This window comes from Mesorhizobium sp. WSM4844 (assembly GCF_055811775.1).
This window is the reverse complement of sequence record NZ_JBVVQB010000024.1, coordinates 1-23887: the sequence shown is the minus strand read 5'-3', so window position 1 is coordinate 23887 and position 23887 is coordinate 1. Positions and strand designations below refer to the sequence as shown.

Sequence of the window (23887 nt, the reverse complement as noted above, 5' to 3'; positions counted from 1 at the left end):
GCTTGACCGCGACCGACGCTTCCGAAACAAGATCTGCGGCAGGCGCGCAAGCACTGCGTCGGGAGGAACAAAAAAGTGAGTTTCTGGGGACTGGGGCAGCTCGGCATTTCGACAGTGATCTTCTTGCTGGCGGCGACGGCGGCCAAGCAATGGGGGCTGGCGCCGAGCCTCGGCAAGATCGTTCTGACTCTGGCGCTCTATTCAGCGGGCAATCTGATCATGCTGAGGCTGATCCGTGAATTCGGCATGTCGGTGTCGTTCAGCCTGTCGGCAGTGATCCAACTGGTGTCGGTGAACGTGGTGGCACTGGTGTTCTTCGGCGAGCGCGTCAATTCGTTGCAGGCGACCGGCATCGTGCTCGCCGTCGCAGCGGTGGCGCTGATCACGCTCGGACCCTATCTGCAAAAACTGTAGTTGCGCATGACCCCGAAAATCGGAAACGATTTCGGAAAGGATCATGCGCCAAATCAAAGTGCTACAGCGTCCTTTGCGCGTCCAAAAGGACGCGCGGCGCTGTAAGACGATTGGCCCGATGAAGAATACCGCAAACAAGCTGCTCAACTGGATCGAATTCCCGGTGCTTTTGGCCGGACTGGTCATCGCCGGCGGGCTGTGGGGGTTCGAGGAACTGATGGAGGTGGCGCGGGACACCACGCCGCACGCCTTCGACACGGAAATCATGCTCGCCTTCCGTGAAGCGGGCCAGCCCGACAATCCGATCGGACCGCCATGGCTGGAAGGGGCGATGCGCGACATTACCAGCCTCGGCAGCGCCATCGTGCTCGGGCTGATCACAGTGGCGGTGATCGTCTATCTGCTGCTGATCCACAAGCCGGGAGCAGCGTTTCTGGTCTTCGTCGCGGTGGCGGGCGGGCAGGCCCTGTCGAGCACGCTGAAGCTCGGAATCGATCGGCCGCGCCCCGACCTGGTCTCGCATCTCGCCGACGTGGCGACGCTTTCGTTTCCAAGCGGCCATGCGATGCTGTCGGCGGTGACATATTTGACGCTGGGCAGCATGGCGTCGCGTTTCCTGCCTGGGCGAACGACCAAGATCTATGTGCTGGCACTTGCCGTGCTGACAGCACTGCTCGTCGGCATCAGCCGCGTCTATCTCGGCGTTCATTGGCCATCGGACGTGTTGGCCGGCTGGTGCGCCGGCTTCGCCTGGGCGATGCTGTGCTGGCTGGTCGCATGGGCGTTCCAGCGATGGCGCGGGCAGACCGCCGGCGCCTGAACCGCCGTTCCGAACGACGCTGTACCAATTCTCCTTTAAGTTGCGGCGGCTGGGGCGTGCTGGTCCAGCAGGCGCAGGCTCGCCAGGATGCAACCGGGCCGTGTGAGCGCATGTCTGATATGTGCATGATGATGCTTGAACCATCACAATGATGGTATTATACATGGAATGCAGACTCAGACGGGGGTTTTTAGCCGATGATCACTGCCGCGCAGATGCGCGCCGCAAGGGCTCTGGCCGGCATCGATCAGAAGACGCTCGCCGAGCGCGCCGGGGTTTCGCTTCCAACCATTCAGCGCATGGAAGCGAGCGACGGCGTGGTCAGGGGCGTGGTCGATACGCTGATGAAGGTCATCCAGGCCCTCGACCGGGCCGGCGTGGAGCTGATCGGCGAGAACCAGGCCAGCGAGCGCGGCGGCAGGGGGGTGCGCCTCAAGCCGGTCGTGCCGCAGAACCCGCCAGGCTGAGCCGAAATAGAGTCGCGACGGCGACCGCCGACAGTCCTGCCGACGATCCCGCCGCCTGCTTGGTTTTATGCGTGGCCGCTGTGCACTTTTTGGCGGCATGCATCAGGAGCGGAAGGCAGTCCATGCATCGAACCCAGCGGGCAATTCATCAACCGGCGCAGCCGACATTTTCCGAACTGTTCACGCCGAAGCTGGCGACGGTGCTGCGCGAAGGCTACACATCAGAGCACTTCAAGGCCGATGCCATCGCCGGACTGACCGTGGCCATCGTGGCGCTGCCGCTGTCGATGGCGATCGCGATCGCATCGGGTGTGTCTCCGGAGCGCGGGCTCTACACTTCCATCATTGGCGGTTTCCTCGTCTCGGCTCTGGGCGGCAGCCGTTTCCAGATCGGCGGGCCGGCGGGCGCCTTTATCGTGCTGATGGCGGCAACCGTGGCACGGGTCGGCGTCGACGGGTTGCTGCTGGCGACGATGATGGCCGGCGTCTTGCTGCTCGTCATCGGCTACCTCAGGCTTGGCACCTACATCAAATTCATTCCTTATCCGGTGACCGTCGGCTTCACCGCCGGCATCGCCATCATCATCTTCTCCGGCCAGATCGTCGAGCTGTTCGGGCTAAAACTCGCCGGCAAAGAACCTGGACCGCTGGTGCCGAAGCTGATGGCGATCGGCGAGGCGGCCGGCACGATCAATCTCGCCGCCACCTTCGTCGCTCTGCTGACCATCGTCGCCATTGCCCTGATGAAACGGTGGCGGCCGAAATGGCCCGCCATGCTGATCGCCATCGGTCTGGCGTCGCTTGTCGTGGCGCTGTTTTCTCTGCCTGCCGAAACGATCGGCACGCGCTTCGGCGGTATCCCGCGCAGCCTGCAAATGCCGGCCTTTCCGCCGATCAGCTTCGACAGGATGATCGACGTCCTGCCGGACGCCCTAGCCTTTGCGCTGCTCGGCGCGATCGAATCGCTGCTGTCGGCGGTGGTCGCCGACGGCATGACAGGAAGGCGGCACCGCTCCAACTGCGAACTCGTGGCGCAAGGCTTCGCCAACATCGTGTCCGCCCTGTTCGGCGGCATCTGCACCACCGGCACCATAGCCCGCACCGCGACCAATGTGCGGGCCGGCGCGCATGGACCGGTCTCGGGCATGATCCACTCGGCCCTCCTGCTTGCCCTGATGCTGGTGGCGGCGCCGCTGGCCAGCTACATCCCGCTTGCAGCCCTTGCCGGCGTGCTGGCGGTGGTGTGCTGGAACATGTTCGAGAAGCAGGCCTTTGCCACGCTGCTGCGTGCCTCGCGCGGCGACGCGCTGGTGCTGATGGCGACTTTCCTGATCGTCATCTTCCGTGATCTCACCGAAGGCATCGTCGTCGGCTTCGCGCTGGGCTCGATCCTGTTCATCGACCGCATGGCCAAGAGCATTGCGGTTGAGCCGGATCAGGGACTGGTGCAGGACGATGTCGCCGACAGAACCGGCGCCGCCAGCGCATACGATTCCAGCGAAGCCAGCGATGCCGACACCGTCGTCTACCGGATTTCCGGCGCCTTCTTCTTCGGCGCCGCCTCGACCGTCGCCACGGTGCTGGACCGCATCGCCGACCAGCGCAAGAACTTCATCCTCGACTGCTCGGCCGTGCCATTCTTCGATTCAACGGCGGCCAACGTCATCGAGAGCGCTGCCCACAAGGCGAGGCGCGCCGGCGTGCGCTTCATCATATCAGGCGCTTCGCCGCAGACACGCCGCATGCTGATCAACCACGGCGTCAAACGGCCGCTGGTGACATACGCCGCCTCGATCAGGGACGCGCGAGCGCAGTTGAAGAATGCCGCGCCGGGAGAGGTCTAACCCTCTCCTCATCGTCAGCGATGTCGGACGGACGCAAGCACCGCGTCAGGCAGCGGCGCCGGGCGCGCTGGCGTCTTCGTGCGGCGCGGCGGCCAGATCGGTGCGCGCCTTGCGCGCGAGTTTTTTTGTCGAGCGCCTGGGCCTGTCGCCGAACAGATCGGCTGCCGCCGCAAGACAGGTCTTTTTCAGGCTTTTCTCCGAGCGCTTCAACAGCTTGCTCAGCAGTCGCGTTTCCTGAGGAGAGCCGAGCGGCCGGTCGTGGGCCTCGAGAAGCGTGCGCAAGACGAACACATCATGCAGTTCGCCCAGCTTTTCGCCAAGTTCGTCGACCGCCTTGCGCCGTGCCTTGATCGGCGTCGGCCACAGCCTTCCAAGCAGCGACAGATGCATGCCGTGAGTCTTTGCCGCCTTGCGCAGATCGTGGAAATCGTCGGCATCACCGCGGGAGCCCGCCTTGTCCAGCGCCTTTCTGGCGCGACGCAGAGTGATGCGGGCGCCTTCGGCAAGCACGTCGGCGGCCTGTTCGGGCTGGTCGGGCAAGACCAGAGTATCGATGCGGCTGATGCCATCCTCGCAAGCTGCAGTCGCGGCAGCTATCGCGGCGCCGAGGCCAACTCCACCATGCAATTGGTGCTGGCGCGCCGCCAGCGTGTCGCGAACGGCATCGAGACCGCCGCCGGCGCTTTGCTCGGGAAAGTTTTTTGCCAGCCGGTCGATGGTTTCAACCAGCGCGGTCGCCTCGCGCGGGCCGGCAAGGAGGGCAGCCACCTCTCGGTAGCATTGGTTCTCGGTACTGCAAAATGTTTCGTCTCCGGGACGGACCAGGCGCAGCAAGGCACGCACCTTCTTCAGCCGCCTGCGGCATTTGTGCAGCGCCTGCTCCGGCCTGTCATGCGCCGCGTCCAGATGGACGAGCGCCTTGCCGATCTCCTCAGCGAGGATGCGCCTGACCTCGCCGGTCAACGGCAGGCGCGGATCGATGCGATAGCTCATGCGGCGATCTCCGGAATCCCCTCGAGGGCGAGCGACGCGTTGTAGAACCTGTGCTCGCCGGTGACTTCGCGGCCGAGCCAATCTGGCAGCATTTCGCCCTGCACGTCCTGCGGCGTCTCAAGCTCGGCGACCACCAGACCGCTGAGCATCCCGCCGAAGACATCGACTTCATAGAGATGGCCGCGATGCCTAACATGGTGGCGTGTCTTCTCGATGACACGACCGATGGCGAAGGCCAGCATCTCTTCCGCATCCGCCAGAGGGATCGGATATTCGAATTCGTCGCGTTCGCGGGCCTTGCTGCCGAATTTGAGCGTCAGCTTTGCCGAGGCGCCGTCGCTGATACGCACGCGGACCGAGCGGTCGGGCGCGGCAACGAGATAGAACTGGCGAATGCGGATGTCCGCTTCGACCAGATCCCGCCAGCCATCGCCGGAGACCAGGAACTTGCGCTCGATTTCCTTGACCATGGCTCCACACTAAAGCGCGTGCGGATGGGATGGCAAGGTGGAGATCGACAGGTGGAGATCGGCAAGGCTTGACTTTAATCATTCGATTGATTAAATTGCGGATCATGAGCAAACCGACAAACGCCAAAATTCCGCGCCGCGAGGCATCCCCCGCCGAGATGACGCGCGCGGCACTTGTTCGAGCAGCGCTGAAGCTGTTCGGACGCCAGGGTTTTGACGGCACCTCGACGCGCGAGATCGCGGCTGAGGCCAGGGCCAATATCGGCTCGATCGCCTATCATTTCGGCGGCAAGGAAGGGCTTCGCACCGCTGCGGCCGACTATATCGTCGACACCATCCAGACCATTGCCGGCCAGGCGATCGGCAATCTGCAGGGGCCAAGCGATTCAGAAACGGACGAACCAGAAACGGGCGACCCCGAAGCGGGCGACCCCGAAGCGGCGCGGGCACAACTGTTCACCGCGCTGGAGCGGATGGTGGCTTTCATCGTGGCAAGGCCGGAGGCCGGCGAGATCGTGCAGTTTGTCCTGCGTGAGCTGTCGCATCCGACGGCGGCACTCGACCGCATCTATGACGGCGTATTCGAGCCGACGCATCGCCGGCTCTGCCTGATCTGGGAGCAGGCGACGGGCGAGCCGGCCGAAAGCGAGGCAACCCGACTCACCGTGTTCACGCTGATCGGCCAGGTCGTCTATTTCCGCATCGGCCGCGAGGCGGTGATGCGCCGCATGGGCTGGCGCGCGATCGGCGACGCCGAGGCCACCAAGATCGCGGCGGCAGTGACGGATAATCTCGGCGCGATTTTGGCTCGGCGTCATTTTAACCGACCGGAAGGATCGTAGATCATGAGTTTCCTCTGCTCTGTGCCGCTCGCCGCCCTGCTTTTCAGCACCTGCGCACCGGCGGCGCCGCTCGCCGTCGGCTATGTCGAGGGCGACTATGTGCTGCTCGCGCCGATCGAGGTGGCGCAGGTCGAGACGATTTCGGTCAAGCGCGGCGATCGCGTCGCGCCGGGCACGCCAGTGGTGACGCTGGAAAGCGCCGACGCAAAAATAGCCGTCGCGCAAGCCGAGGCGGCCCTTGCCCAGGCCCAGGCGCAACTTGCCGACCTGCAGGTCGGCAAGCGTCCGGAAGAGATTGAGGTGCTCAAGGCGCAGGTCGACATGGCCAAGGCGCAAGCCGCCGACGCCAAACGCAGATACACCCGCGCCAGCGATTTGTTCAAACGCGGCACCGGCACCCAGGCCGATTATGATACGGCTTCGGCGTCGCTGGAAACTGCCAACGCGCAGCTCGGCCAGGCGGAAGCCAATCTCGCTGTCGGAGGCCTGCCGGCGCGGCCCGAGACGATCAAGGCCGCCGACAATCAGGTCAGGCAGGCGCAATCGGCGCTGGAGCAGGCGCGCTGGCGGCTGTCGAAGCGTGTGCTGGCGGCGCCTTCGCCCGGCCGCATCAACGATGTGATCCGCTATCCCGGCGACACCGCCGGGCCGACCGCGCCGGTCATTTCGATTCTGCCGGACGGCGCCGTGAAGCTCAGCGTCTATGTGCCGGAGAGCGCGTTTTCGTCGGTGGAAGTCGGCACGCTGCTCAACGTCCATTGCGACGGCTGCGGGCCGGACGTGAAGGCTCGCGTCAGCTACGTGTCGCCGGACCCGGAATTCACGCCGCCGGTGATCTACTCGCTCGAGACCCGGCAGAAGCTGGTCTATCTGGTCGAGGCGCGGCCGGAGGGCGATGCCGGCGCGCTGCAACCGGGGCAGATCGTTGATGTCGAACTGGCGGATATCGGCAAATGAACGTCATCGACGTCCACGGCCTGGTCAAGCGTTTTGGTGACAAGACCGTCGTCGACCATGTGACGATGACGGTGGCCGAGGGCGAGATCGTCGGCTTCCTCGGCCCCAACGGCTCTGGCAAGACGACGACCATCCGCATCATGTGCGGCCTGCTGACGCCGGATGAGGGCGAAGGCACGGTGCTCGGCTTCGACATCCGCACCGACAGTCTGAGGATCAAGCGCGAAGTCGGCTATATGACCCAGAAATTCTCGTTCTACGAGGATTTGACCATCGCCGAAAACCTGGAATTCGTAGCGCGGCTCTATGGGTTGAAGCCGCTCAATGAGCATGTCGCCAGGACGCTGGAGGATCTTGGCCTCACCTCGCGCAAGGACCAGTTGGCCGGCACGCTGTCCGGTGGCTGGAAGCAGCGGCTGGCGCTGGCCGCCTGCATCATGCACAAGCCCAGATTGCTGCTGCTCGACGAGCCGACGGCGGGCGTCGATCCGAAGGCGCGGCGTGAATTCTGGGACGAGATCCATCGGCTGGCCAGCGGCGGGCTGACCGTGCTGGTCTCCACCCACTATATGGACGAGGCCGAGCGCTGCCATCGCATCGGCTACATCTCCTACGGCAGGATGCTGGCCACCGGCACGGTCGACGAGGTGGTCAGGAATGCCGGGCTGACGACCTTCGTTGTGCAGGGTCCGCGCCTCGACCAGGTCGCTGCCGCACTCAGCGGCCGGTCCGGTGTCGACCAGGTGGCGCCGTTTGGCGCGACGCTGCACGTCGTCGGCTCCGACAAGACGGCGCTTCAGGCCGCCCTCGCCGATGTCGAGAAAGACCACAAGGGCGTCACGGTGACGCCGGGCGAGACCAGCCTGGAGGATGTGTTCATCCAGTTCATGTCCGGCTCGAAGGACAATATGGGATGAAAAACGGGATAAACAGCGTCTTTTCCTTCGCCAGGCTCGGCGCGCTGCTGATCAAGGAGTTCATCCAGATGCGGCGCGACCGCATCACCTTTGCCATGATGCTGGGCGTGCCGCTGATGCAGCTGGTGCTGTTTGGCTATGCCATCAACAACGATCCAAAGAGCCTGCCGGCAGCCCTGGTGGCGATGAACAGCGATCCCTATACGCGAGCCATGGTTTCGGCGCTGCAGACCACCGGCTACTACCGCTTCGACCATGTCGCGCAAAATGCCGCCGAGGCGGAATTCCTGATGGCGCGTGGCGACGTCGCCTTTGTCGTCACCATTCCCGCCGACTTTGCCCGGCGAGTCGAGCGCGGCGACCAGCCGCAAATCCTGATCGAGGCTGATGCGACCGACCCGGCAGTCGCCAGCGGGGCCATTTCGACGCTCGGCACCGTTGCCAACCAGGCGCTGCTCAGGGCGCGCGGCATGCAGGAGACGGCCGCCGAAGCTGCCCGAGGCCAGCTCGAAGTGGTGGTGCACCGACGCTACAATCCGGAAGGCATCTCGCAATACAACATCGTGCCCGGCCTGCTCGGCGTCATCCTGCAGATGACGATGGTAATGATGACCTCGATCGCACTGACGCGCGAGACCGAGCGCGGCACGATGGAAAACCTTCTGGCGATGCCGTCCAGCCCGCTCGAAATCATGCTCGGCAAGGTGCTGCCCTATCTGGTGGTCGGCGCCGTGCAAGTGGCGGTGGTGCTGGCGGCGGCCAAGCTGCTGTTTGGGGTTCCCTTCTCCGGGTCGTTGTCGCTGCTGCTTGCGGCGGTTCTGGTCTTCGTGCTGGCGCTGGTGCTGCTCGGCTACACCATCTCGACGATGGCGCGCACGCAGATGCAGGCACTGCAGCTCACCTTCTTCTTCTTCCTGCCGTCGATCCTGTTGTCGGGCTTCATGTTCCCCTATCGCGGCATGCCTGGCTGGGCGCAGATCTTCGGCGAGATCCTGCCGCTGACGCATTTCCTGCGCATCATCCGCGCGGTGATGCTGAAGGGCGCCGACCTGCCGGCGGTCGCAACCGAAATAGGCTGGCTGGTCGTGTTCGTGGCGCTGTTTGCCGGCGTGGCGCTCGTGCGGTTCCGTCGGACGCTGGATTAGGAATTAGGATCCAACTCAAGCAGCTTACGCAAATGGCCGAGGTGTCACCTTGGATGCATGACCATTCGGATCGAGATTTTATGCGTGTCTGGCCTGATCCGGGACCGGCGGCAATTCAGGCGCATCCAGTCCCTGGAAGGGATCGCGCCAGGCGTCGATCTCTTCAGGCTGGCGATACCAGCGACTGACCGAAGGATAATCGTCGAGCGGCAATCTGGCGACATCGTTGAAAGGCAGAAACGTCGCCATGCGAAAGTCGGCATAGGAGACCGAGTTTTCGACCAGCCAGTCTCGCTCGGAAAGCGCGTTCTCAAGTGTTGCAGCGGCCGTGCGAAAGTCTCTCAGCCCCTCCTCAACCCGGTGCTGATCGATCGGGCCAATCCCATAGCGCTGCTTGGTCCCGCGTTCGAAATGCACGACGTCGCAAGCTCTTGCGAAGTTCTCTTTACCCCAACTGAGCCATCGGATCATCTCGGGTTCGTCGTCGCCGGTGCGCCAGAGATCCGAATGCGCGTCGCGTGAAAGCCGGCAGGCTATGGCGTCAGCCTCCCAGAGGCTGTTTCCCGAGCCTACGAGTATCGGCAATGAAAGATTGGGATTTAGCTGGCGATATCGCTCAGCCTGCCCGGGAGCGAAGGGCGATGCGAACTCAAAGTCGAGCTTCGCGTCGAGATAGCGTGCCACGGCGACCGCGAGGCGAGGATTGGGATTGCGGCTGAAGAGCAGTTTCATTTCGTGTCAGCCTTTTTTGAATGGTGCCGGTTCGGTCGCCACCTAAGCCGCGGCCATGATCTCCGCATAGGTGCCGAAATCGACATTGCCGCCGGACAGCACCACGGCGACGCATTTGCCTGATAGCTCGATCTCGCCCGATGACAGCGCGGCCAGCCCGACGCAGCCGCCGGGCTCGACCACCAGCTTGAGATGGGCCATGGCGTCGCGCATCGCCTGTGCCGCCGCTCTGTCGGACACGGCAATGCCGCCGGCGAGATTCCTGCGGTTGATCTCGAAGGTGATCGCGCCCGGCTCGGCGGTGAGGAGCGCGTCGCAGATCGAAGTGTGGCCGGGTTCGATCGAAACCCGGGCACCTCTGGCCAATGAACGACAGGTGTCGTCGAAATGCTCGGGTTCCACCGCCCAGACGGCGGTGCCCGGCGAGGCGTCCTTGACCGCGACGGAGATGCCGCTGCTCAGGCCGCCGCCGCCGCAGGGGATGACGACCGCGTCGAGGCTCACCCCGAGTGCTTTTGCCTGCGCCATCAGTTCGAGGCCGATCGTTCCCTGGCCGGCGATGATGGCCGGGTCGTCGAAAGGCGGAACCAGGACCATGCCCCGTTCCATGTAGGGGCGAACCACCGCCATGCGATCGTCGCGAAACCGGTCGAACGGAACCACCTCGGCGCCCATTTTCCGGACATTGCCGACCTTCATTGCCGGCGCATCGGTGGGCATGGCGATAACCGCCTTGACGCCGAACATCGCCGCCGACGCGGCGACGCCTTGCGCGTGGTTGCCCGACGAGAAGGCGACGACGCCGCGGCTGCGCTGCTCATCGCTCAGCGACGACAGTTTGTTGTAGGCGCCGCGGAACTTGAACGAGCCGGTGCGCTGCAGCGTCTCCGGCTTGAACAGGATCCTGGCGTCGAAACGTTTGTTCAGTTCCGGTGATTCGATCAGCGGCGTTTCGACGATCAGGCCGGACAATCGCGTTGCTGCGCGGTGGATATCGGCGATGCCAGGAGGGGTGGTCATGGTGAGGTCCTGCGGGAGTAAGATCGCCCATGGTGCACGGAAAACCAGGCCGCGCACCACTGGAAAAATGTGACCGAGACAATTCGTGGATTGCGAGCAGAGAGTGGCGCTCCTCGCCGACCGTTCCTCACCCCAAAAGCGTCCGTTGCCGTTTGGCGCCGCCCATCTTGCGCCAGGTGTTGAAGCGATGGGTGGCGGCGGCGAAGGATATCTTCATCTGCTGGGCAACCGAATAGCGCGACTTGCCCTCATCGAACAGGCGGTAGCAGCATTCGACGCCCTCCTCGGTCAGCTTGCCGTCGGGGGCCTTGTTGTGCGGATTGGCCGGGTCGAATTTCTCGACCTGCTGCTCGACCAGGCCCTTCAGGCGCTGCAGATCGGCCTCGATGCTGGCGATCAGGTCGAGAACGGGTTTCGGGTCAAAGGCATGGGTGGGCTGTTTTGCCGGCATCCGGATTCCTTTCTCTTGGCTTAAGCCTATCATATAGGTGAACATTCGCCAATAATGAAGGGCGATGGCGGAGGATTCCCGCAACCATAAATTTGAACTCGGCTACAAGCGATTGACCAACGGTGCACCAAACCCTAGTTTAGAACTATTCTAAACTAGGGCGGATTTCTCATGCTTTCCCGTGTTTTCGGTTTTGGTCGCCGTCCCTTCGAGTCGCTCTCGGAGCAAGAGATCCTGGCGCTCGCCATCTCTTCCGAAGAGGATGACGGGCGTATCTACCGCGCCTATGCCGACGGGCTGGCGGATAGGTTTCCGCATTCGGCCAAAGTGTTCGAGGAAATGGCGGAGGAGGAGGACGGCCATCGCGATTCGCTGATCGAGCTTCACCGCGAGCGTTTTGGCGAGCGCATTCCGCTGATCCGGCGCGAGCATGTGAAGGGCTATTACGAGCGCAAGCCCGACTGGCTGGTCCGGCCGCTCGGCATCGAACATGTGCGCCAACAGGCCGAGTCTATGGAGCGTCAGGCCTACCTGTTCTATGTCGAAGCGGCGAAACGCACCAGCGACGCCTCGACGCGAAAGCTGCTCGATAATCTGGCGGTGGCCGAACAGGGCCACGAGACGCTGGCGCAGCGGCTGGAGCAAAAGCATGTGCCGGGCGCGGTGAAGGCCGAGGAAGCAGCAGCCGAGCAGCGCCAGTTCATCCTGACCTATGTGCAGCCGGGACTGGCCGGGCTGATGGACGGATCGGTGTCGACGCTGGCGCCGATCTTCGCCGCCGCGTTCGCCACGCACGACACATTCCAGACCTTCCTGGTCGGGCTTGCCGCCTCGATCGGCGCCGGCATCTCGATGGGCTTCACCGAGGTCGCCTCCGATGACGGCAAGCTGTCGGGCCGCGGCTCGCCGGTGAAACGCGGCATCACCACAGGCGTGATGACGGCGCTGGGTGGCCTCGGTCACGCCTTGCCCTACCTCATTCCGTATTTCTGGACCGCGACAATTCTCGCGGTCGTGGTGGTGTTCTTCGAACTGTGGGCGATCGCCTTTGTGCAGAACCGTTATATGCAGACGCCGTTCTGGCGCGCCACCTTCCAGGTGGTGCTGGGCGGCGCGCTGGTGTTTGCGGCTGGAGTGCTGATCGGGAATGCCTAGCAGCCCTCTTGCCTTCTCCCTTTGTTGTGGGAGAAGGAAGAGCCGCCCCATTCACCCGTTCGCCGCCCGGCTGTCCTCAGGCGCCTCGGCCCGTTCGGTCAGGCCATAGTCGCGCACGACGTGGGCGATGCGCAGACGGTAGTCGGCAAAGATGCCGCCACGGCCGGCCCTCTGCGCCTGCCTATGTTCCTCCGTGTTGCGCCAGGCTTTCACCGCTTCCTCGTCACGCCAGAACGACAGCGACAGCATGCGGCTCGGGTCGACAAGGCTCTGAAAGCGCTCGATCGACAGAAAGCCGTCGATGCCGTCGAGCAGCGGGCGCAGGTCGGCGGCGAGGCCGAGATAGGCGTCGCGCTTGCCCGCTGCCGGCTCGACCTCGAAGATGACGGCGATCACAGTTTCACCAAAGAGGCATGCGGCCCGGATGCGAGTTTCAAAAAAGTCCGATCCTCTTTCAGGATGAATTTTTCACGCCGGGCGAACTCGTAATTGGCCTTGCCGGCCGGGTCGGCGGCGAGCCTGATACGGTAGGCTTCGTAAGCCGCCAGGCTGTCGATGTTGTAGGCGGCATAGGCTGTCGTGGCCGAGCCCTCATGCGGCGCGAAATAGCCGATCAGATCGGCGCCACAGCGCGGGATCGCCTGGCCCCAGTTGCGGGCATACTCCTCGAACGCCGCCTTGCCGAACGGATCGATCTCGTAGCGGATGAAGCAGGTGATGGTCATCTTTTGTCTCCTTGCTGACTCTGATTTGTTGCGGCGACAGTTCGAGCGGTGTCGAAATATTCCGTGGATCGATGTGCTAGGCAATTTCTCCGGTGGTCATGCTCGCCAGAAGGATTTCGCGCATTCGCGGCGAACGTCTTGTGGCGTCAGGCCAAGATCGCGCAAAAGATGCTCGTCAATCTCGGCGAGGTCGAGGCGTTGCAGATGGCGGTCATACCACCGCGCCAGCAGCCGCAGATGCACCCGGCGCAAGATCATGAACGGAGACGGCCGACAGCCGAGGCGGCTGACAGGCACGGTGGGGGGAACGGTTCTTGCGGTCATCGTCGTCTCCTTGATCTCGGCGCAGGATAGTGGTTATCTGACGTCAATGCTTCGATGAAGGACGAACTATGCGTGAAGGACCAGACATAGCCCGCATCGCCAGCCTGGTCGGCGATCCGGCGCGGGCAAACATGCTGACCGCGCTGATGGGTGGCACGGCGCTGACAGCGAGCGAACTGGCGCTCGAGGCCGGCGTGTCGCTGCCGACCGCCAGCTCGCATCTGTCGAAACTGATGGAGGGCGGGCTGCTGACGCTGGCAAGCCAGGGGCGGCATCGCTACTACGGGCTCGCCGGACCGCAGGTGGCTGGCATGATCGAGGCGATCACCGGCGTCGCCGCTGCGGTCGGGCCGCAGCGGGTGCGGCCGGGTCCGCGTGATGCGGCGATGCGCGTGGCGCGGGTCTGCTACGACCACCTCGCCGGCGAGCAGGCCGTGGCGATGCTGGACCGTCTAGTCGCTCGACAAGTGCTGCTGCGCGACGACAAGGAGATCCGGCTCGGGCCGTCGGCCGCCTCGCATTTCGCCGCGATCGGCATCGATGTCGTGAGCAAGGCGCGACGACCGGTGTGCCGGGCTTGCCTCGACTGGAGCGTGCGGCGCTCGCATCTGGCCGGCACGCTGGGCGCTGCCATCCTCGACAAGATCCTTTTGGAAAAATGGGCGCGGCGCGACAAAGACAGCCGCGCGGTGATCTTCTCGCCGATGGGCAAGCAGGCGTTCGAGAGGGTGTTTCTCGACTGAGAAACTGATCAGCCTCGCTTGAGCGGCTTGCCCTGCTTGAAAAAATCCACCCAGGGATCGGCTTTCGCCAACTGTTTCAGCGTCGTCTTGTCGCCGATCGGAAAGGCGTTCGGCGCCAATCCGGCTTCAATTTCCGCCCAGGTCGCCGGCATCGATACCGTGGCGCCCTTCTTGGCGCGCGACGAATAGGGCGCCACCGTGGTCGAGCCGCGGCCGTTGCGCAGATAGTCGACGAAGATCTTGCCGGTGCGCGCCTTCTTCGACAGCGTCGCCGTATACCGATCAGGGGCGGCCTGCTCGAGGGCGCGGGCGAAATCATGGGCGAAGTCCTTCGCCTCGTCCCAGTCCGCCGACGGTTTCAGCGGCACCACGACATGGTAGCCCTTGCCGCCCGAGGTCTTGACGAAATTCGGCAACGACTGCGCATCGAGCCGGCCGTGAATCTCGAGCGCCGCCGCGCGCACCGCTTTCACGTCGACTTCTTCGTCGGGATCGAGATCGAAGGTGATCTGGTCCGGCTTGTCCAGTTCGTCGATGGTGCAGCCCCAGATATGGATCTCGACCACGCCGAGCTGGACCAAGGCAGCGACACCGTCGAAATCACGGATGAACAATATCTCCTCGCCGTCGGTCGGATCCTTCATCCGGGCGATTTTTTCATGCATGCCCGCGGAGGCATGCTTCTGAAAAAAGCGTTGGCCGTCGACGCCGTCCGGCGCGCGCACCAGGCTGAGCGGCCGATTGACGACGAATTGGTGCATGCGCGGCCAGACCAAAGCGTAATGATCGAGCAGGCCCTGTTTCGATACCTTCTCCTGCGGCCACAGAAGCTTGTCCGGATGAGAAAGTTTTATGACGGTGTCTGCCGCCCCCGTGGATTTGACAGCGGCGGATGTCTCGCCCTTGCCGCTGGCAGGCTTTGCCTTGCTGTCGGCCCTGCCAGCGGGTGCTTTCGGCTTTTCCTGCACGACTTCCTCCGCCGGTTTGTCCTCGCGCAATCCCTGGAACGAGCGTGGCCCATTGTACGGTCGACGTCCAGCTACGGAAAGTGAGGCAAAGCCGGCTGTCCGGCGTTGCCTCGATCGAGAGTCTACTCGGCGGCCTGAAGGTTGACCTTGGCTTCCGCAATCTCGGTGAGCTTGCGGTCGGTCGCCTGTTCTTCCTTGATGTTGTTGGCCAGGACATTGGCGCAGTCGGTGCGGCCAAGCTGCTTGGCCCAGGCGATCAACGTGCCGTAACGGGTTATCTCGTAGTGCTCGACCGCCTGCGCGGATGCGATCAGGGCGGCGTCGAGAACGTCCTTGTCGCCGATGTCGCCGCTGACTTCATCGGCTTCCTCGAGAATGCCGTCGATGGCCGGACAGTTGACCGTCTTGGCCTTCACGCCATGCAGTTCGAACACCTTCTCGACCCGCTCGATATGACCTTTGGTCTGGCCGAGATGCTTCTCCAGGCCGGCTTTCAGCTGCGGGTCGGTCGCCTTGTCGATCATCTTCGGCAGCGACTTCTCGATCTGTTTCTCGGCGTAATAGATGTCGCGCAGCGTGTGGACGAAGAGGTCGTCCAGCGTCTTGATGTCTTTCGAAAAGAAACCCATGGCTTTCCTTTCCATTGTTCTTGCTGTGTTGGGGGTTCCGGCGGCGGTTCCGCTCGGAAGCCGCTGGGCCGGGGTTGGTCCCGGCTCTCAGCGTCAACGTGCTTCTATCGGACGGGTTCCTGGCTTCCCCGAGTAATCCGAGAAATTTGCGCAAGCACGGAAATTTCGCGGCACCGGCCAAGTTGAAACACAAGCGCGTCGGAGCGACATCCAAACGAAACATGTGTGATGCAAAAGTCACACTAGCCGGAATGCCGACGAACTGCATGGAAAGACCCCGAATCAGCCGCATTCCAGCCACGAACCAAGGCCTTTTTGACCAAAGATTAACATCGTGTTCACCGAGTATTCACGCCTCGACGCTATGATCCCACGCAATTCGGAAGGGACATCCGAAATCGGGACAGGGACAGGGAAAATGAACTTCTTGACGCACCTCATCGGCTACGCTGCCGCCATCCGCGAATTCGTCGCGCCGACCTACCGGCCGGAGCGCTATTACATGCGCGGCCCAGGCCCCGCTTGCGCACGCCGCGGCCACACGCTCGGCATCAGCGCGCACTGATGACGACCATGGAAAGCCGTCACGATAGCCGGATCTGCAGGCCGGCCGCCGATCATCGTGCGACCACATATCGCACGGAACGTCCTGGGCTCGCCGACAGGCGGCGTGCGACAACGCCAAGGGTCTGAGTTTCCAGAATTTTGAGATTCTGGGGCTTAGATCTCGCCGCCGGCAAGCTAAGTGCCGTTTGACACCAGGCAGCCGGGACTCGCGTGACCGCCCAGTAGCTGCAAGATCCCTTCCGCCAAGTTGCCTCCGAAAAGCTAGAGCGGGATTGCGGTCGTCTCCTTGGCGGTTCGAATGACAAACATGGTGTAATACCGCGCCACGTTCGTCCGATTTCGGAACAGCCGCTCGCACAAAGTGTCGAACTCGTCCATATCCATCAGACGCAGCATAAGGACAGCGTCGGTCGAGCCGCTCACGCTGTAGGCCTGGATCACCACCGGTTCCATGGCGGCAAGCTCGAGGAAGCGGCGCATGTGCTGCTCGCCGTGGCGCTCCAGCTCGACCGTGACGATAGCCTTCATTCCCCTGCCGGCCTTGGCTGGATCAAGTAGCGCGACAACGCGGTCGATGACACCGACTGACTTGAGCCGCCGTATGCGGCGCAAGCAGCTGGAGGGCGAAAGCCCGACCTCCGCCGCCAGGTCGGCATTGGTGCGCGAAGCGTCTTCTTGCAACAGTTTGAGAAGCTTCCTGTCGATCCGGTCCATTGCGGTCCTCCGTCGTCTACCCGGTCTGCAATTTTATTGCATAAGTCCGCAGATTTTGACCACAAATGCGAACCGTCTCACGGTAGTCATTTGGCGTAAATCACGGAGACAATCGCCATGGCAGTGCAGGCCGCCCTCTATCGAAAGACGCTGGAAACGCTTGAAATCTATTGGGAATTGGTTCGCATTATCGTTCCGGTCACGATAGCCACACAGATCCTGCAGGATCTTGGTGTCATCCGGGCGATCTCTCCGTTCTTCGCGCCTCTCATGACGCTGGTTGGACTGCCGCCCGAGCTCGCTCTTGCCTGGCTGACAGGATTGCTGGTGGGAATTTGGGGCGCGGTGGTGACCGTGTTCACTCTGGCCCCGGTTTCGACGTTGAGCACTGCCGACATGACCGTTCTTTCAACCCTTTTGCTGTTTGCGCATGCCATTCCGATTGAGCAACGCATCATTCAGAAGGTTGGGCCAAGCTTCATGGTCACTGCGGCGCTTCGCATTGGCGGCGGACTGATCCTTGCCATGCTCCTGCACCAGATATTCGCAGCAACCGGATTGCTATCCGAGCCGCTGAAGCCGGCGTGGATACCAATGGACGAGGGCGCTGACTGGAGCATTTTTTTTCCAGGCATGCTCAAAACCCTGGCAACCATGCTCGTCATTCTCCTCGCACTAAGCTGGCTGATCGAGCTCCTCAAGATGTCGGGCATCCTGGGTTGGCTGAACAAGGGGCTTGCGCCACTCTTTCGCCTTGCCGGCATCCAGTCTCAAGCGGTGCCGTTCACCGCGGTCGGTCTGCTTCTTGGAATTTCCTATGGCGCGGGACTGCTGATCCGCGAGGCGCGCACGACCAGCGTAGAGCCGCGCCAGATCTTCCTCGCTTGCGTGTTCATGGGCTTTGCCCACAGTCTCATAGAGGACACACTGGTTGTCATCGCTCTGGGTGCAGACTTCACCAGTGTGTTTTTCGTTCGCCTGATCTTTGCCGTGCTCGCAACCGCGTTGATCGCCCGGGCTATCAGTTCGGCTTCCGACATTCTGTTTTTCAAAGCATTGTTCCGCAAGGAAGAAAGTCGGCTCGCTCAGTCGGAATCCGGTTTTGGCGGCTAACGATGGAGCGTCTTTGGTCCGCTTATGTGGCTGTGCCCGGAACTCGACATCCGACAACGCCCCGGAGGACGAGGTTCCGCACCCGCTTGCCGACCGTCCGCTACCGCGGCTGGTACTAACCTTCGCACAGCTCCAGCACCGTCGTGTCGCCTGCCGCCTTGCCCAGTTCGCGGCAGCCCTGAACCGTGCACAGCGTCCAGCCTTCACCGGTCGCGCCGGAGGCCGCGAGCACAAGGCGCCGCTGCGGCGCCATCTTGGGTTTATAGACCCACCAACCGTCCCGCAGCACCGAGCCTTCCGGCGGTTCCATGCCGGCGCCCGAGCCCTTGATCCGTGCCTCGGCGATCTCCAAGCCGGAAGGCGTCACCTTCCAGTCCTCCTGCCAATGCGTCTTTTCCACCGAATGCGTCCAGGCGAGCGTGAAGGCGGCGACAGTGAGCGTCACCGTCTTGCCGGCTGCGAGGATACAGAGGCTCATGCGGTGCCGGTGGCCTGCCGCGCCCGCCAGCAGTGCCAGCCGATCCAGGCGACAGAGAGCGCCCAGCCGGCTTCGTCGGTGACAGGCAGCGCGGCAACCAGCAGCACGCCGGCGGCGAAGGCGACGAGACGTTCCCACCAGGCCATGCGCCGGGCCAGGAACCCGACGGCGGCTGCGCCCCACAGGGCAATGCCCATGCAGGCCTTGGCGACGATATAGGCGACCTCGACGGGATAACCGAACTGGGCGGCGATCGGACCAGGGTCCTGCAGCATCAGCGCCGGGGTATAAACCGCCATGAACGGCACGACGAAGCCGGCGACGGCAAGCTTGGTGGCCTGGATGCCGATCTTGAGGCCGCTTTCCTTGGCCATCGGCGCGGCGGCGAAGGCGGCCAGCGCCACCGGCGGAGTGAGGTCGGCCATAATGCCGAAATAGAAGACGAACATGTGGCTGACCACCAGCGGCACGCCGAGTGACAGCAGTGCCGGCCCGGCCAGCGACGAGGTGATGATGTAGTTGGGGATCGTCGGTATGCCCATGCCGAGCACCAGGCAGGTGAGCATGGTCAGCACCAGCGACAGGAACAGATTGTTCTCGCCGATGGAGATTATCCAGCCGATGAAGGTGGAGGCGATGCCGGTGAGCGTCAAGGTGCCGATGACGACGCCGACGATGGCGCAGGCGATGCCGACCGGCAGCGCGTTCTTTGCTCCCTCGGCTAGCGAATCTATGCATATCTGCAGCGTCTCGCGTCCGCCCCTGAAGGTGATGCAGGCGATGACGAGCCCGGCGATGACAAAACTGAGGATGTTGACGCCGAACCTCATGAAGGAGGCGGCGGCAAGCCCCAGCGCCAGCCAAAAGACAATGCGGAAGGCAAGCGGCCCGATCAAAGCCGCCAGCGGCGTGCCGAGGATGAGCACGATGGTCAGCGCCAGCCCCATGGTGCCGGCGAAGATCGGCGTATAGCCGGCAAACAGCAGATAGATGAGCGCGGCCAGCGGCAGCACCAGCGGCCAATGTCTTCTCACCGCGTGCCACGGATTGGGCAGGTCCGCCTTGGCCATGCCCTGCAGGCCGGCCTTGCCGGCTTCCAGGTAGACCTGCCAGAAGCAGGCACCGAAATAGAGGAGCGCCGGGATGATCGCTGCCTTGACCACCTCGGCATAGGGGATGTTCAGCGTCTCGGCCATGATGAAGGCGACCGCGCCCATCACCGGCGGCATGATCTGGCCGCCCATCGACGAGGTCGCCTCGACCGCGCCGGCGAAAGCCGAACGGAAGCCGAAGCGCTTCATCAGCGGGATGGTGAACTGGCCGCTGGCCACCACATTGGCGACGCCGGAGCCGGAAATGGTGCCCATCAGCGCCGACGACAGGACGCAGACCTGGGCCGGGCCGCCGCGCCATGTGCCGACCAGGCCAAGCGCGAAATCGTTGAACAGTGCGATCATGCCGGCGCGTTCGAGAAAGGCGGCGAAGACGACGAAGATGAAGATATAGGCGGCCGAGACGTAGACCGGCGTGCCGTAGATGCCTTCGGTGCCAAAGGCGAAGGTGTCGATAAGCTGGGCGAAATCATAGCCGCGATGGATGAAAGGCGGCGGCAGATGATTGCCGAAGAAAGCGTAGGCGAGAAAGATCAAGGCGATCAGGGCAAGCGGCAGCCCCATCAGCCGCCGCGCAGCCTCGAAGACCAGCACGACCAGCACCGTGCCGACGATCAGGTCCGGCGTGGTGAGGAAGCCGGAGCGCCGGATGAGATCGGCATAGAACACCCAATGGTAGACGCCGGTGCCAAAGCCGAGCAGGCCGAGCGTCCAGAATGCTGCTTTTGCCGGTGTGCTTGTGGCGCGCAGATTGGCGATCAGGCCGAAGCCGAGCAGCAGCAAGAAGCCGACATGCATGGCGCGCACCACCTGGCTCGGCAGGCTGCCATAGGCGGCGATGTAGATCTGGAAGATGGAGAAGGCGATGGCGATGAGAAAGGCGGCCTTGCCGGCGATGCCGGCGCCGAAACCCGGCGGCAGCCCTTCGAGCGGGGCTTCGGCGGTGGGGGAGAGAACGGTCGGCGTTTCGGGATGGGCGTTGGTCATTGGCGGGTTCCTGGCGGGGCGCAATCCCTCCCCCTTGAGGGGAGGGTGGACAGCCGCCGAAGGCGGATGGACGGGGTGGGGTCGTTGCGGCAGTGCGCGGCCTGAACCGACCCCACCCGCCTCGCTTCGCTCGGCACCCTCCCCTCAAGGGGGAGGGAGCGGCCCTATTTCACCAATCCCTTTTCCTTGTAATACCGCTCGGCGCCAGGATGCAGCGGCACCGGCATGCCGTCGAGCGCCTTGGCCATGTCGATCGCCTTGGCGGCGGCGTGGGCAGCGGTGAGCTGGTCGAGATTTTCGAACAGCAGCTTGGTCATCTGATAGCCGGTCTCGTCGGAGACGTCGGCGTGGGTGATGAGGAAATTGCCGACGGCGGCGGTCGCAACGTCCTCGGTCTGGCCTTCATAGGTGCCCTTGGGAATGGTCACCGAAAGGTAGGGCGAGCCGATCTTGGCGACGTCCTGCGCCGGTACGGCGACGACGTTGATCGGCACCGACGTGGCGAGATCGCGGATCGAGGCGACGCCGAGGCCGGCCGATTGCAGCGTGGCGTCGAGCTGGCGGTTCTTGATCAGCTCGACCGATTCGGCGAAGGGCAGATACTCGACCCGTCCGAGATCCTCGTATTTCAGCCCGGCGGCGGCGAAGATGGCGCGGGCGTTGAGCTCGGTGCCGGAGGCCGGCGCGCCGACCGACAGGCTCTTGCCCTTGAGGTCGGCAAGCGTCTTGATGCCGGACTCCTTGCTGGCAACGATCTGGATGTAGTTGGGATAGATGGCGGCGATGCCGCGCAGCTTGTCGAGCTTGCCCGGGAAGCCGGCTTCGGTGTTGCCCTCGGCGGCCAGTTTGACGGCATCGCCGAGCGCGAAGGCGATCTCGCCCTTGCCCTGCTGCAACAGGTTGAGGTTCTCGACCGAGGCCTTCGTCGCCTGCACCTGGGTGCGGGCGCCCTCAATGCCCTTGCCGTAGATTTCCGACAGTGCGACGCCGAGCGGATAATAGACGCCCGAGGTGCCGCCGGTCAGCACGTTGATGAATTCCTGCGCCTTGGCCGGCACCGCGCCAAGGCCCAGCGACAGCGCCAGCGCGCCGGCAGCAATTAATTTCGTCCTGAAATTGTGCATGTGATCTCCTCCCTGAAATATCTGCCACCGCGCGACCCGAGGCGAGTTTAGACAGCGGGCGGGAAATGCCAACCCGCAATAATATCCATTAGACGAACGGCTGGGTGATGCCGCAACGCATGGCCGCTTGCGCGATGTGCGATCGGAGCCGAAAGATTTTCGCAGAGCCTGTCGAAATCGCGCGAGGCCGCGCGACATACGTTCGGCTCGCAACGATGCGGCCTTCGAAAATGGAGAAGACCATGCGATACATGCTTTTGATCTACGTGAACGAAGCCGCGATGGCGGCCGCGCCGACGGAGAAGACCTACGAGATCAGCGCAGCCTATGGCGCCTATACCGAGGCGTTGAAGAAGTCCGGCTCCTGGTTGGCCGGTGACCGGCTGAAGCCGACCCAAGCCGCGACCTCGGTGCGGATGGCCAACGGCAAGACCAATGTGCTCGACGGTCCCTATGCCGATACCAAGGAGCAGCTCGCCGGTTTCTACATGATCGAGGCGGAGGACGCCGACGCGGCTATTGCCTGGGCGGCGCGATGCCCAGCTGCCAGCACCGGCACAGTCGAGGTGCGGCCGATCTGGGAACAAACCATGTGATGACGAATGACCTTGAGGTCGCCCGGGCGGCGGCGGAAGCGGCCGCCCGGCAAAGCTACGGCAAGCTCATCGCCTTCCTCGCCGCCCGCACGCGCGACGTGGCCGGCGCCGAGGACGCGCTGGCCGACGCCTTTGCGGCGGCGCTGGAGCGCTGGCCGCAAACCGGCGTGCCGCAGAAGCCGGAAGCCTGGCTGCTGGCGGTGGCGTGCAGACGCCGCGTCGACGCGATCCGGCGGCGGCTGACCAGCGAGGCGAGCCGCGACCATCTCAGGCTGATCGCCGAGGAGATGGAGGCCCGCATGATCGATGAAGACCTGCCCGATGAGCGGCTGCGGCTGATGTTTGCCTGTGCCCATCCGGCGATCGAGGCTGGCGTGCGTGCGCCGCTGATCCTGCAGGCCATTCTGGGCTTCGACGCAGCGACGATCGCCTCGGCCTTCCTGGTGTCGCCGGCAACGATGGGCCAGCGCCTGGTGCGCGCCAAAAGCCGCATCCGCGAAACCGGCATTCCGTTCCGGGTGCCTGCAAGAACCGAACTCGGCGAGCGGCTGGATGCGGTGCTGGAAGCGATCTACGCCGCGTTCGCCGAAGGCTGGTCCGACCCGGCCGGCACCGAAACCCGCCGCCGCAATCTCGCGACCGAAGGCATCTGGCTCGGCCGGCTGGTAGCCTCGCTGATGCCGGATGAGCCGGAAGCGCTTGGCCTGCTGGCGCTGATGCTGTTTGCCGAAGCGCGGCGTGCGGCGCGGCGCAACGCCGCCGGGGACTATGTGCCACTGGCCGAGCAGGAGCTTGCGCTGTGGGACGGCGCCTTGATCGACGAAGCTGAGACACTGCTCAGGCGCGCCGCGACCAAGGGCGTCGTCGGCCGCTACCAGCTCGAGGCGGCCGTGCAATCCGCCCATACGACCAGGCGGCTGACCGGGCGGACCGACTGGGTCGCGATCAGACATCTCTACGACGCGCTGTCGGTGATTGCCGCCTCGCCGGTGGTCTCGATCAACCGCGCGGTGGCCATTGCCGAGGCCGACGGCGCCGCGGCGGGATTAAGTGCACTTGATGAGCTTGGTGGAGACAAGCGGCTGCATGATTATCAGCCTTATTGGGCCGCCCGCGCGGGCCTTCTGGCCAGGCTCGGCAAAACTCGGGAGGCTACTGAGGCCTATGACCGGGCGATCGGCCTCGAACGCGACCCGGCCGTGCGCCGGTTCCTGCAGGCACGACGGGCTGGGCTCGCAGCCGAAGAATGAGGTGCGGGAAAGGCCGGGGTCAGACGTGATCCGATGTTTGGGATCTAAGGCCGGCCGCTGGCGCCGCCCCTCATTGCCCTGCCCGTCCTCCGCAGCAGCTGCGGAGGGTGGACCGGGCATTTCTCCCCGTAAACGGGGAGAAAGAGGCTGGTCGCGGTGTCGGCACTTTTTTCTGCAACGCTGGCGATTGGCGAACCCGTCAATGAGAGCGCCCCCTCGCCCCGTTTACGGGGAGAGGATGCCGGCAGGCAGGTGAGGGGCGGCGCCGGCTTCGACAATTAGCGGGCGCTACGGAAGCGCAGGAAACCGCAACCGCAGGCCGGCACAAAT

At 63.7% G+C, this 23887-nt stretch carries 27 protein-coding genes and 1 pseudogene; 14 read left to right on the top strand and 14 right to left on the bottom strand.

Going from position 1 to position 23887, the window contains the following annotated elements; all coding sequences use genetic code 11:
- The first annotated feature begins 75 nt into the window (after positions 1-75).
- From AC0L2A_RS19440 to AC0L2A_RS19425, 4 genes are all read left to right on the top strand, one after another.
- Positions 76-414 (top strand): hypothetical protein, encoded by a 339-nt coding sequence (locus AC0L2A_RS19440; RefSeq protein ID WP_027154722.1) that lies wholly within the window; start codon positions 76-78, stop codon positions 412-414.
- Positions 415-532: 118 nt separating this feature from the next.
- Positions 533-1234 carry a phosphatase PAP2 family protein gene (locus AC0L2A_RS19435; protein ID WP_473587054.1) on the top strand — a complete coding sequence of 234 codons (702 nt, stop codon included), beginning with the start codon at positions 533-535 and terminating at the stop codon, positions 1232-1234.
- 197 nt (positions 1235-1431) lie between these two features.
- On the top strand, positions 1432-1701 hold the full coding sequence (locus AC0L2A_RS19430) for a helix-turn-helix domain-containing protein (protein ID WP_023801411.1): 270 nt from the start codon (positions 1432-1434) through the stop codon (positions 1699-1701).
- A gap of 122 nt (positions 1702-1823) precedes the next feature.
- Complete coding sequence (locus AC0L2A_RS19425; RefSeq protein WP_473610150.1) at positions 1824-3545, top strand: SulP family inorganic anion transporter; 1722 nt, start codon at positions 1824-1826, stop codon at positions 3543-3545.
- Between the two features lie 45 nt (positions 3546-3590).
- On the opposite strand, the gene AC0L2A_RS19420 is transcribed toward AC0L2A_RS19425, so the two are convergent.
- Positions 3591-4538 carry a CHAD domain-containing protein gene (locus AC0L2A_RS19420; RefSeq protein ID WP_473610149.1) on the bottom strand — a complete coding sequence of 316 codons (948 nt, stop codon included), beginning with the start codon at positions 4536-4538 and terminating at the stop codon, positions 3591-3593.
- On the bottom strand, positions 4535-5008 hold the full coding sequence (locus tag AC0L2A_RS19415; RefSeq protein ID WP_473514376.1) for a CYTH domain-containing protein: 474 nt from the start codon (positions 5006-5008) through the stop codon (positions 4535-4537). The genes AC0L2A_RS19420 and AC0L2A_RS19415 overlap by 4 nt, the downstream gene beginning before the upstream one ends.
- 104 nt (positions 5009-5112) lie before the next feature.
- Between AC0L2A_RS19415 and AC0L2A_RS19410 the strand changes: the two genes are divergently transcribed.
- From AC0L2A_RS19410 to AC0L2A_RS19395, 4 genes are read left to right on the top strand one after another with little or no spacing between them, the layout of a single operon-like run.
- The gene (locus tag AC0L2A_RS19410; RefSeq protein WP_473610148.1) at positions 5113-5850 is read left to right on the top strand and encodes a CerR family C-terminal domain-containing protein; all 738 of its coding nucleotides are present in this window, start codon (positions 5113-5115) and stop codon (positions 5848-5850) included.
- Positions 5851-5853: 3 nt separating this feature from the next.
- The gene (locus AC0L2A_RS19405) at positions 5854-6807 is read left to right on the top strand and encodes an HlyD family secretion protein (RefSeq protein ID WP_023801406.1); all 954 of its coding nucleotides are present in this window, start codon (positions 5854-5856) and stop codon (positions 6805-6807) included.
- Positions 6804-7724, top strand: a complete 921-nt coding sequence (locus tag AC0L2A_RS19400) for an ABC transporter ATP-binding protein (protein WP_091591967.1) — start codon at positions 6804-6806, stop codon at positions 7722-7724. Before AC0L2A_RS19405 ends, AC0L2A_RS19400 begins: the two co-directional genes overlap by 4 nt.
- Before the next feature lie 8 nt (positions 7725-7732).
- Complete coding sequence (locus AC0L2A_RS19395) at positions 7733-8869, top strand: ABC transporter permease (RefSeq protein ID WP_473610208.1); 1137 nt, start codon at positions 7733-7735, stop codon at positions 8867-8869.
- 78 nt (positions 8870-8947) lie between these two features.
- Here the strand turns inward: AC0L2A_RS19395 and AC0L2A_RS19390 are convergent, their stop codons facing one another.
- The 3 genes from AC0L2A_RS19390 to AC0L2A_RS19380 form a co-directional block, all read right to left on the bottom strand.
- Positions 8948-9601: a glutathione S-transferase family protein gene (locus tag AC0L2A_RS19390; protein WP_473610146.1), complete on the bottom strand. Its 654-nt coding sequence runs from the start codon at positions 9599-9601 to the stop codon at positions 8948-8950.
- Positions 9602-9643: 42 nt separating this feature from the next.
- Positions 9644-10621 carry a threonine/serine dehydratase gene (locus tag AC0L2A_RS19385; protein WP_473610145.1) on the bottom strand — a complete coding sequence of 326 codons (978 nt, stop codon included), beginning with the start codon at positions 10619-10621 and terminating at the stop codon, positions 9644-9646.
- A 127-nt stretch (positions 10622-10748) separates the two neighbouring features.
- Entirely contained in the window at positions 10749-11072 is a 324-nt protein-coding gene (locus AC0L2A_RS19380; protein ID WP_023801401.1) for a hypothetical protein, read from the bottom strand.
- 171 nt (positions 11073-11243) lie between these two features.
- Here AC0L2A_RS19380 and mbfA point away from each other — a divergent pair, with 171 nt between their 5' ends.
- The gene (mbfA, locus tag AC0L2A_RS19375; RefSeq protein WP_027154734.1) at positions 11244-12227 is read left to right on the top strand and encodes an iron exporter MbfA; all 984 of its coding nucleotides are present in this window, start codon (positions 11244-11246) and stop codon (positions 12225-12227) included.
- 51 nt (positions 12228-12278) lie between these two features.
- On the opposite strand, the gene AC0L2A_RS19370 is transcribed toward mbfA, so the two are convergent.
- From AC0L2A_RS19370 to AC0L2A_RS19360, 3 genes are all read right to left on the bottom strand, one after another.
- Positions 12279-12623, bottom strand: coding sequence for an antibiotic biosynthesis monooxygenase family protein (locus AC0L2A_RS19370; protein WP_473610144.1), 345 nt, complete (start codon positions 12621-12623; stop codon positions 12279-12281).
- The gene (locus AC0L2A_RS19365) at positions 12620-12952 is read right to left on the bottom strand and encodes an NIPSNAP family protein (protein ID WP_027154736.1); all 333 of its coding nucleotides are present in this window, start codon (positions 12950-12952) and stop codon (positions 12620-12622) included. The genes AC0L2A_RS19370 and AC0L2A_RS19365 overlap by 4 nt, the downstream gene beginning before the upstream one ends.
- 96 nt (positions 12953-13048) lie before the next feature.
- Positions 13049-13276, bottom strand: coding sequence for a DUF1127 domain-containing protein (locus AC0L2A_RS19360; RefSeq protein WP_473610142.1), 228 nt, complete (start codon positions 13274-13276; stop codon positions 13049-13051).
- Positions 13277-13344: 68 nt separating this feature from the next.
- On the opposite strand from AC0L2A_RS19360, the gene AC0L2A_RS19355 reads away from it, so the two are divergent.
- Positions 13345-14019, top strand: coding sequence for an ArsR/SmtB family transcription factor (locus AC0L2A_RS19355; protein ID WP_473610141.1), 675 nt, complete (start codon positions 13345-13347; stop codon positions 14017-14019).
- Positions 14020-14027: 8 nt separating this feature from the next.
- On the opposite strand, the pseudogene ligD reads toward AC0L2A_RS19355, so the two are convergent.
- Both ligD and AC0L2A_RS19345 read right to left on the bottom strand, forming a co-directional pair.
- Positions 14028-15066 (bottom strand): annotated as a pseudogene (gene ligD, locus AC0L2A_RS19350) (DNA ligase D); the annotation flags it as partial.
- Between the two features lie 43 nt (positions 15067-15109).
- Positions 15110-15616, bottom strand: a complete 507-nt coding sequence (locus AC0L2A_RS19345; protein WP_473610139.1) for a YciE/YciF ferroxidase family protein — start codon at positions 15614-15616, stop codon at positions 15110-15112.
- Positions 15617-16034: 418 nt separating this feature from the next.
- Here AC0L2A_RS19345 and AC0L2A_RS19340 point away from each other — a divergent pair, with 418 nt between their 5' ends.
- Positions 16035-16181: a hypothetical protein gene (locus AC0L2A_RS19340; RefSeq protein ID WP_023801394.1), complete on the top strand. Its 147-nt coding sequence runs from the start codon at positions 16035-16037 to the stop codon at positions 16179-16181.
- 263 nt (positions 16182-16444) lie between these two features.
- Here the strand turns inward: AC0L2A_RS19340 and AC0L2A_RS19335 are convergent, their stop codons facing one another.
- Positions 16445-16897 (bottom strand): Lrp/AsnC family transcriptional regulator, encoded by a 453-nt coding sequence (locus AC0L2A_RS19335; protein ID WP_473610138.1) that lies wholly within the window; start codon positions 16895-16897, stop codon positions 16445-16447.
- Positions 16898-17014: 117 nt separating this feature from the next.
- On the opposite strand from AC0L2A_RS19335, the gene AC0L2A_RS19330 reads away from it, so the two are divergent.
- Positions 17015-18010: a nucleoside recognition domain-containing protein gene (locus AC0L2A_RS19330; RefSeq protein WP_473610137.1), complete on the top strand. Its 996-nt coding sequence runs from the start codon at positions 17015-17017 to the stop codon at positions 18008-18010.
- Between the two features lie 115 nt (positions 18011-18125).
- On the opposite strand, the gene AC0L2A_RS19325 is transcribed toward AC0L2A_RS19330, so the two are convergent.
- The 3 genes from AC0L2A_RS19325 to AC0L2A_RS19315 all read right to left on the bottom strand — a co-directional run bounded on the left by AC0L2A_RS19325 (position 18126) and on the right by AC0L2A_RS19315 (position 21711).
- On the bottom strand, positions 18126-18488 hold the full coding sequence (locus tag AC0L2A_RS19325) for a DUF1850 domain-containing protein (protein ID WP_031255764.1): 363 nt from the start codon (positions 18486-18488) through the stop codon (positions 18126-18128).
- A complete protein-coding gene (locus AC0L2A_RS19320) occupies positions 18485-20587 on the bottom strand; it encodes a TRAP transporter permease (protein WP_473610136.1) in 2103 nt (700 codons plus the stop codon). The genes AC0L2A_RS19325 and AC0L2A_RS19320 overlap by 4 nt, the downstream gene beginning before the upstream one ends.
- A 164-nt stretch (positions 20588-20751) precedes the next feature.
- A complete protein-coding gene (locus AC0L2A_RS19315) occupies positions 20752-21711 on the bottom strand; it encodes a TAXI family TRAP transporter solute-binding subunit (protein WP_473610134.1) in 960 nt (319 codons plus the stop codon).
- 242 nt (positions 21712-21953) lie between these two features.
- Between AC0L2A_RS19315 and AC0L2A_RS19310 the strand changes: the two genes are divergently transcribed.
- Together AC0L2A_RS19310 and AC0L2A_RS19305 are read left to right on the top strand one after the other, a co-directional pair.
- The gene (locus AC0L2A_RS19310) at positions 21954-22307 is read left to right on the top strand and encodes a YciI family protein (protein WP_027155901.1); all 354 of its coding nucleotides are present in this window, start codon (positions 21954-21956) and stop codon (positions 22305-22307) included.
- Positions 22307-23557, top strand: a complete 1251-nt coding sequence (locus AC0L2A_RS19305) for an RNA polymerase sigma factor (RefSeq protein ID WP_473610133.1) — start codon at positions 22307-22309, stop codon at positions 23555-23557. Before AC0L2A_RS19310 ends, AC0L2A_RS19305 begins: the two co-directional genes overlap by 1 nt.
- Positions 23558-23887 lie beyond the last annotated feature (330 nt).

What these genes read in the sequence shown, in the direction of transcription:
- AC0L2A_RS19435 (WP_473587054.1), top strand. Translation starts at nt 533, where the DNA reads ATGAAGAATACCGCAAACAAGCTGCTCAACTGGATCGAATTCCCGGTG.
- AC0L2A_RS19430 (WP_023801411.1), top strand. Translation starts at nt 1,432, where the DNA reads ATGATCACTGCCGCGCAGATGCGCGCCGCAAGGGCTCTGGCCGGCATC.
- AC0L2A_RS19425 (WP_473610150.1), top strand. Translation starts at nt 1,824, where the DNA reads ATGCATCGAACCCAGCGGGCAATTCATCAACCGGCGCAGCCGACATTT.
- AC0L2A_RS19420 (WP_473610149.1), bottom strand. Translation starts at nt 4,538, where the DNA reads ATGAGCTATCGCATCGATCCGCGCCTGCCGTTGACCGGCGAGGTCAGG.
- AC0L2A_RS19415 (WP_473514376.1), bottom strand. Translation starts at nt 5,008, where the DNA reads ATGGTCAAGGAAATCGAGCGCAAGTTCCTGGTCTCCGGCGATGGCTGG.
- AC0L2A_RS19410 (WP_473610148.1), top strand. Translation starts at nt 5,113, where the DNA reads ATGAGCAAACCGACAAACGCCAAAATTCCGCGCCGCGAGGCATCCCCC.
- AC0L2A_RS19405 (WP_023801406.1), top strand. Translation starts at nt 5,854, where the DNA reads ATGAGTTTCCTCTGCTCTGTGCCGCTCGCCGCCCTGCTTTTCAGCACC.
- AC0L2A_RS19400 (WP_091591967.1), top strand. Translation starts at nt 6,804, where the DNA reads ATGAACGTCATCGACGTCCACGGCCTGGTCAAGCGTTTTGGTGACAAG.
- AC0L2A_RS19390 (WP_473610146.1), bottom strand. Translation starts at nt 9,601, where the DNA reads ATGAAACTGCTCTTCAGCCGCAATCCCAATCCTCGCCTCGCGGTCGCC.
- AC0L2A_RS19385 (WP_473610145.1), bottom strand. Translation starts at nt 10,621, where the DNA reads ATGACCACCCCTCCTGGCATCGCCGATATCCACCGCGCAGCAACGCGA.
- AC0L2A_RS19380 (WP_023801401.1), bottom strand. Translation starts at nt 11,072, where the DNA reads ATGCCGGCAAAACAGCCCACCCATGCCTTTGACCCGAAACCCGTTCTC.
- mbfA (WP_027154734.1), top strand. Translation starts at nt 11,244, where the DNA reads ATGCTTTCCCGTGTTTTCGGTTTTGGTCGCCGTCCCTTCGAGTCGCTC.
- AC0L2A_RS19365 (WP_027154736.1), bottom strand. Translation starts at nt 12,952, where the DNA reads ATGACCATCACCTGCTTCATCCGCTACGAGATCGATCCGTTCGGCAAG.
- AC0L2A_RS19360 (WP_473610142.1), bottom strand. Translation starts at nt 13,276, where the DNA reads ATGACCGCAAGAACCGTTCCCCCCACCGTGCCTGTCAGCCGCCTCGGC.
- AC0L2A_RS19355 (WP_473610141.1), top strand. Translation starts at nt 13,345, where the DNA reads ATGCGTGAAGGACCAGACATAGCCCGCATCGCCAGCCTGGTCGGCGAT.
- AC0L2A_RS19345 (WP_473610139.1), bottom strand. Translation starts at nt 15,616, where the DNA reads ATGGGTTTCTTTTCGAAAGACATCAAGACGCTGGACGACCTCTTCGTC.
- AC0L2A_RS19340 (WP_023801394.1), top strand. Translation starts at nt 16,035, where the DNA reads ATGAACTTCTTGACGCACCTCATCGGCTACGCTGCCGCCATCCGCGAA.
- AC0L2A_RS19335 (WP_473610138.1), bottom strand. Translation starts at nt 16,897, where the DNA reads ATGGACCGGATCGACAGGAAGCTTCTCAAACTGTTGCAAGAAGACGCT.
- AC0L2A_RS19330 (WP_473610137.1), top strand. Translation starts at nt 17,015, where the DNA reads ATGGCAGTGCAGGCCGCCCTCTATCGAAAGACGCTGGAAACGCTTGAA.
- AC0L2A_RS19325 (WP_031255764.1), bottom strand. Translation starts at nt 18,488, where the DNA reads ATGAGCCTCTGTATCCTCGCAGCCGGCAAGACGGTGACGCTCACTGTC.
- AC0L2A_RS19320 (WP_473610136.1), bottom strand. Translation starts at nt 20,587, where the DNA reads ATGACCAACGCCCATCCCGAAACGCCGACCGTTCTCTCCCCCACCGCC.
- AC0L2A_RS19315 (WP_473610134.1), bottom strand. Translation starts at nt 21,711, where the DNA reads ATGCACAATTTCAGGACGAAATTAATTGCTGCCGGCGCGCTGGCGCTG.
- AC0L2A_RS19310 (WP_027155901.1), top strand. Translation starts at nt 21,954, where the DNA reads ATGCGATACATGCTTTTGATCTACGTGAACGAAGCCGCGATGGCGGCC.
- AC0L2A_RS19305 (WP_473610133.1), top strand. Translation starts at nt 22,307, where the DNA reads ATGACGAATGACCTTGAGGTCGCCCGGGCGGCGGCGGAAGCGGCCGCC.